We start from the raw sequence: 7,172 nt of genomic DNA, 5'->3' as shown, positions 1-7,172 counted from the left end.
GAGATACAAAAGGGGCGATCGCCTCTATGGAGTCCGTAGCGAAATTACCCTACGAACACGCTCAAGATGGCATCTCCTATACTTTTTCCATTGTGCCTAATGCTTTAATATCAAAGCGTTTAGGCATTGAAATTAACTCAAGAGTTTTTGCTTATTATCAAAGTGAAGATAATAGCTTAGATCACGCATTGCAGAATTTAGGTTTATCACAAACTAATTCCTACTGGCGATTTCAAGTTATTTATGGATTGTTATGGAAAGTTCGCAGTAATAATATAAACAGGATTAAGGGGATTAAAACGAGTATTGTTAGCTATAGCTAAAGATTTGGATATTTGGGTATTAATAATTTCAAAAAACCATGAATTTTTTTTAAACCATTCTAAGGCTTCGGTTAAATTTTCGATGGTAGCTAAAGCGATAACTATTTTTCCTTCAGAATTAATTTTAGTTTTGATTATGTCTAATAAAGATGTTAAATTGCCTCCACTTCCGCCAATAAAAATACGGTGAGGATTAGGTAAGTTTTGGATAACTTTTTCAGCTTTATTATGAATGATTGTGACGTTATTTACTTGGAATTTTTGACAATTTTCGATTATTAAATTTATCCCCATAGTAGTTTTTTCTATAGCATAAATTTCGCTACTATTTACCAGTCTAGCTATTTCGATAGAAACACTACCAGTACCAGCTCCAATATCCCAAATTATTTGTTTTGGTTGTAAAGCTAATGCTCCTAATATTAATAATCTTACTTCTTTTTTGGTGATTAATCCGGGTTGATCTGGAAAAGTTTTAAAGAGATTATCAGCTAATCCTATTATTGGTAATTTATCCAAGTCTAAAAATTCTTGATTATTATTATTATTTTTGACTAAGATAACTATATTTAAAGGTGATATTGATTGTAAATTTAGATCTTGTTCTTTTTGTATAAAAGTAATTTTTTCTTCTTGACTCCCTAAACTTTCACATAACCAAAAATCATATTTTATAGCGGTTTTTAGTTGATGATAAACTTGCCAAATAATTAAGGGATTGTTAATGTTATCCGTTAAGATAGCTATTTTTTCATAACCTTTTTTTAATCCTTGAATTAATGAATCAATCTCTCTACCATGAAGACTAATAAATTGTGCATCTTGCCAAGGTATTTTTAACCGATTAAACCCCAATTGCATACAACTATAATGAGGATAAAATTCTAATTCTTCAGGCAAAAAATTATTAACTAATATTCTACCAATACCATAAAATAAAGGATCTCCTGTTGCTAATATTACTATTTTTTCTCCTGTTTTTTGATACTCTTTAATTTTATCAATTATTGTCTCTAAGTTATTAATTCTGACTTTGATTGCTGAATGATTAGGAAAATATTTTAAATGGCGATCGCCTCCTATTAAAACAGTAGCTTTGTTAACAATTGTTAAAATAGAATTAGTTAAACTATTCGCACCTTCTAAACCAATTCCCACAATTTTGATACCCATAAATGATCATTGATAGTTTCAGTTAAAATACTGTTATTTTAATGGTTTAAAAATATTGATAAAACCTACTTATAATAATTATATCTATTTGGTTATATAAATCAGTTAAATTTTGATTATTATGAAGAATAACATCGGCGAGTTTTATTTTTTCAGCTAAAGGCATCTGACTCTTAATACGAGAGATAGCTTCGGCTTGTGTTAAATTATTGCGATTTTGTAAACGGCTTAATTGAGTAGCAAAATTACAATTAACTACCCAAATTTGAGTAACTAAATTAGTCATCTTTGCTTCAAAAAGTAAAGGAATAGATAGAAGAATAATAGGATTCGATAATTTTTTCATTTGTGATAGTAAAGAATCTCTAACAAAAGGATGTATTTGATTTTCTAGCCAATTTTTTTCTTGATAATTATTAAAAATAATATTACCTAATTTTTCTCTATTTAAGTTACCTTGATCTAATAAAATATTTTTCCCATAACGATTAACTATCTTTTGAAAAATGGGAGAATTGATTGTTACTGCCTCCCTTGCAATTAAATCAGCATCTAATACTGGTATTAAATATTTTTCGGCTAAATAATTTGAAACTGTTGATTTTCCTGTCGCAATTCCTCCCGTTAAGCCGATAATAATTTGTTCTTTCTTAATCATAATTAAGTACTTGGGCAAAATTAATTGTATATAGGCAATGGGTAATATCAGGTTCGCTTAAACAGTTATAATTAAATTTCAGCTCATAAATTAAAATACGGATTTTGTTTTATAAGTGATCATCCGAACTTGATATAACAAAGGGTTTAAACCCCTTGCCTTGCATTGTTGTCAAGGGCTTGGGAAAAATAAAATCCACAATTAATTTTACTTACCTACTTATTCTAATTGAAAGAGTTAGAAATAAATTTAAACGTTATTACCTACTTTTGAGAGATCGAATATTTCGCATCTTCCTTTTCCCTTCTGTTTAGCTTCATACATGGCAATATCTGCATCTTTGATGATAGTTTCAATATTATTGCAATTCATGGAACTTAAAACAACACCAATACTTGCATTGGTAGATACTATCTTTTCTTGGATAGTAAAAGATGTGCTTAAACTTTTTTGAATACGGTGGGCAATTTTACAAACTTGTTTCAGGTCAGCTACATTTTCTAATAAGATAGCAAATTCATCGCCGCCAAAACGAGCTACGGTATCTATGGGGCGTACTAATTCTAACAAACGATTTGCTACCCCTATTAATAATTGATCTCCCGTCCAATGTCCTAGAGTATCATTAATGGTCTTAAAATTATCTAAATCTAAAAATAAAACGGCGAATAAATATTCTGGGTTACGTTGCACTCTTTCAATAGCATCTGTAAGTCTTTCGGTAAACCAAACTCGATTGGCTAAATTAGTTAAGGAATCGTAAAAGGCTTGACGTTTTAATTCTTGCTGGGCTATCCTTCTTGCGGTGTCATCTGTAAATACTAAAACTGTACCAGTAGATTCTCCCATAAAATTATTGATATAGTTAAGATTAATACTGTTATTGATAGGAGAAATTCGATTGCAAATGGGAATTTCTGTACCATTTTTACTAATTAAGGAGGTATATTCAGGTAAATGAACAAAGTCACCAGATTCTATTATTTTAGTTAGAAAAGAAGCAAGGCTAGTTTTTGTCTTTTCATCAATGAGATTAAAAACGGAAGTAAGGGGTTGATTTATAGCTGAAGTTAAAGACCAACCTGTAATTTTTTCAGCAAGGGGATTAATAAAAGTCACATAACCATTGGTATCAGTAACAATTACACCATCGGTAATACTATTGAGAATGGTAGTTAACCAACGAGTATTTTGCTTTAATTTTTGATATATATTATATTTATAAAGAGCTATTTCAATACCTATGCGTAATTCTTGTTTAGTAAAAGGTTTAAGAATATAACCAAAAGGTTTAGTTAGTTTAGCTCTTTCCACAGTAGTTTTATCTCCATGGGCGGTTAAATAAATAATCGGAATGTCTAAAATATCAACGATTTTTTCTCCTGCTGTAATACCATCTATATTACCAATTAACTTAATATCCATTAACACTAAATTGGGTTTAATTTCTAGGGCTTTTTCGATGGCATCTTCCCCAGAATCAACAAATAAAGGAACATCATACCCCAAATCTTGCAATACTAATTGTAGATCTTCAGCGACAATACTTTCATCTTCCACAATTAATATTTTTGTAGTCGTATTTTTGGTTGTATTTGTCATGAAATAATAAGTTATATTTGTTAAATAAATTATAGCAATTATCAGAGTTATGAGTGCTTAAACTGAGGGATCTAAATCTTCAAAGGATCTTTATATTTAAGACTTTCAACAATTTTCAAACTAACAAGTATAGTTATCAGTTATTTTGCAGGACTTCCTTTTATACTAGTTAAGGTTATAGTATATTTTGTTCCTTCTTCTCTGTCTAAGACAATGTTTCCTCTTAGTTGACGAATGAGATTTTTAACTAATTTTAATCCTAAAGTAGGGCTTTTTTCCCAGTTTAAATCTGGGGGTAAACCTTTACCATTATCAGCAACTGTTAAAACTAAATTGTTTTCTTTATCGGCGGTAATACCCACAAATAATTTTCCTTTTTGATTTTTATTAAAGGCATATTTAAGAACATTAGATATTAATTCATTAATGATTAAACCACAAGGTACTGCGGAATCTATATCTAAGAAGAAATTTTGTTCTACTTTTACTTGATATTCTATAGATAAAGTATTTATTTGATAGGTAGAAAATAAGATATTAATTAGTTCATTGATATATTCCGATAAGTTAATTTCTGAAAAATTATTTGATTGATAAAGATGCTCGTGAATTAATGCCATAGATTGAATACGAGTTTGGCTTTCTTGAAATTTTATGGAGATTGAAGGATTATTGATCGATCGAGATTGAAGATTTAATAAACTATGGATTATTTGTAAATTATTTTTAACTCGATGATGTATTTCTTTTAATAAAACTTCTTTTTCGTGCAGTGATGCTTGTATTTGTTGTTCAATGATTTTTACTTGAGTAATATCACGAATACTCACTACTATACCTGAGATATTGTGATCTAATTGATAAGAAGGGGAATAAGTAATACTTAAATATTGATTTTTGGTTATTGGATGATCATACCATATTTCAAAATTAATGGTTTTACCTGATAAACATTGATCTACTTTAGTTTTAAAAATATTAGCAAAAAGTTCGGGATCTAAAATATCCGTTATGGGGTGATTAATCACTTCTGAGAGGGATTTTTGATGTAAATATAAATATTTTTCATTAACTACTTGATAAATATAATTTTTATCTATTAAAGCGATGGCATCTGATGTTCCAGCAACAATTTTTTCGTAATTCCGAAGTTGATTTTCCACTTGAAGACGATTAGTTATATCTCTCGCCGCAGAATAAATAAGGTTATCTACACGAACCGATCGCCATTCTAAATCACGGTATGAACCATCACGACAACGATAACGATTAACAAAATTATTTATTGGTTCGTTATTTTTTAAAGTTGAGATTGCAATATTAGTTTTTTCTAAATCTTCTGGATGAACATAGTTTAATAATCTCATTCCTTCTAGTTCTTGTATCGTGTAGTCGAAGGTTTTTTGCCACTGACTATTTACTCGCAGAAAATCTCCCTCAAGATTAGAAATAGATAATAAATCAATGGCAACAGAAAAGAAACGATCTAATTCTTCAGTTTTTGCCCTTAATGAGGCTTCTATTCGTTTTTGCTCAGTAATGTCATAGGCGATCGCCCAAAAGATTTGATCTGTATTATTTTCTTTAAGTACGGGAAAAAGAATAGTACGAAATATTTTTGTTTGATTATTAATTATGATTTGATCTTCTACATCTATAGATTTAAGGGTATTTTTTAAAATGTCTAATCGAGATTGAAAAATGTTATATACAGATGGAGGAAATAAATCTTGAAAGGTTTTGCCAATAATTTCTTCTGAAGGTAGATTAAGTTTCTGGCTCAAAGTTTTATTCACTTGTAAATACTTACCTTTAGAGTTAAATAAACTGATAGATAAAGGTGCATTATCCAGTAATGATTGTAATTGTTCGTTGAGTTGTTGTATTTTAATTTCCGCTTGTTGGCGATCGTGAATATCTCTACCTACAGATTGAAACTCAATAAAATTACCTTCTTGATCAAAAATGGCTCTATTTGTCCATTCCATCCAACGAATTTCCCCTTGAACAATAGCACGATGTTCGATGGTTGCGACGGGATTTTCTAAACAAAGTGAATCAAGCATTTGCTGAATTTTATCTAAATCTGGTGAATAAATAACAGGTTGATATTTATTGCCAATGACTTTTTCTCGATCAATGCCATAATAATTACAATAGGCTTGATTAACAAATAACATTATCCCACTAGGAAGAAAACGACAAATTAACTCCGTTTGATCTTCTATGATGGCTAAATATTGTGCTTCACTTTCTCTTAAGATGATTTCTATTTCTTGACGTTTAATAATTTCTTTTTGTAATTGTTGATTTAATATTTCTAAAGACTCGTTTTGTTTAATTAATTCTTGCTGTTTTTTCTTCAACAAATCTTCTGCTTGTTTCCGTTTAAAATCAATACCATCTAAAATAGAAGAATTTTGCCATATTATAAAGCTAAAAGTAATTATATAAGTAATGGCTAAAAGATTAAATCCCATAGCTATACTATAAAGATTTTGTTGATAACCGATTAAAACTAATCCACATAAAAAAGGTGATAATATTATTATCATTGGTAACAAACTTCGGGCGATCGCACCTCCATAAGTGTCTTTGACAATAATTTTCATGATCCCAAACTGAGGATAACGAAATAAAATACTGAGACTGAACATGATTAAATTTAGTGCAGTAGATAATGTCATATTTACATAAGATTCTACGTTAGTAAAATAAGCACCATTGTAAATTAAACCTAAAAAAGCAAGTAAAGCAATAAAAAAAACCACTAAAGAAAAAAGTTGAATAGAACAATAATTAGGACGGGGAAAATTGAGGGATAATTGAATTAAAGCTAATATCAGTAAACAAATAGCTGTATTCAATCCCATTCTTCCTTTAAGTATTTTTATTGCCCCAATACCATTAGTATTTTCAAAAGTATCTTTAATGAATAATTCATCAATACCGATGTTGAAATTAAACAAATATTCAATTAATGTTAAAACAGCAATAATCAACACCAATACCATTAAGAAATTAATAATAGATTTTATAACCTTATTTTGAGATAATGAAACGGTGTTATTTGATCCTTCAAAAAAACAAAATTTAGATGATAATAAACTAGCAATACTTAATAAAATAAAACATGAAGCTGTATTAAACTTCATGGTGGCTAATTGAGGATAAATTCTCACCAATGAATCAAGGTGAAAAATCCATCCGAATATCACTAATACGGCAATAAAACCCGTTAAAATAGGTAGAAAAATACTATATTTAATCAGAGTTAGTTGGAATTTTTTACTATTAAAATAACTTCTCATTAGCTCATCAACAATGATTTCTTTTCTAAAGATTATAACAATCAATAAAATCAATCTATACTTAGATCTTGCATCTCTATGATCAATTCTCGGTGAGGATAGGGA

At 29.1% G+C, this 7,172-nt stretch carries 5 protein-coding genes; 1 reads left to right on the top strand and 4 read right to left on the bottom strand.

Features of this window, described 5'->3' with window-relative positions:
* On the top strand, positions 1-323 hold a 323-nt coding region (locus tag FWJ34_RS16825), incomplete at its 5' end, for a glycine radical domain-containing protein (RefSeq protein WP_308256502.1).
* Here the strand turns inward: FWJ34_RS16825 and cbiE are convergent.
* The 4 genes from cbiE to FWJ34_RS16805 form a co-directional block, all read right to left on the bottom strand.
* Positions 252-1,496: a precorrin-6y C5,15-methyltransferase (decarboxylating) subunit CbiE gene (gene cbiE / locus FWJ34_RS16820; protein WP_308256501.1), complete on the bottom strand. Its 1,245-nt coding sequence runs from the start codon at positions 1,494-1,496 to the stop codon at positions 252-254. The two genes, FWJ34_RS16825 and cbiE, sit on opposite strands and share 72 nt — an antisense overlap.
* A 46-nt stretch (positions 1,497-1,542) precedes the next feature.
* On the bottom strand, positions 1,543-2,154 hold the full coding sequence (gene coaE / locus FWJ34_RS16815) for a dephospho-CoA kinase (RefSeq protein ID WP_308256500.1): 612 nt from the start codon (positions 2,152-2,154) through the stop codon (positions 1,543-1,545).
* Positions 2,155-2,403: 249 nt separating this feature from the next.
* Positions 2,404-3,756 (bottom strand): diguanylate cyclase domain-containing protein, encoded by a 1,353-nt coding sequence (locus tag FWJ34_RS16810; protein WP_308256499.1) that lies wholly within the window; start codon positions 3,754-3,756, stop codon positions 2,404-2,406.
* Positions 3,757-3,896: 140 nt separating this feature from the next.
* A complete protein-coding gene (locus FWJ34_RS16805) occupies positions 3,897-7,067 on the bottom strand; it encodes a PAS domain S-box protein (protein ID WP_308256498.1) in 3,171 nt (1,056 codons plus the stop codon).
* Positions 7,068-7,172 lie beyond the last annotated feature (105 nt).

The organism is Geminocystis sp. GBBB08 (genome assembly GCF_016743215.1).
Taxonomy (GTDB): Bacteria; Cyanobacteriota; Cyanobacteriia; order Cyanobacteriales; family Cyanobacteriaceae; genus Geminocystis.
Note: the sequence above shows the minus strand (reverse complement) of the source record. Positions and strands in the feature narration are given on the sequence as shown.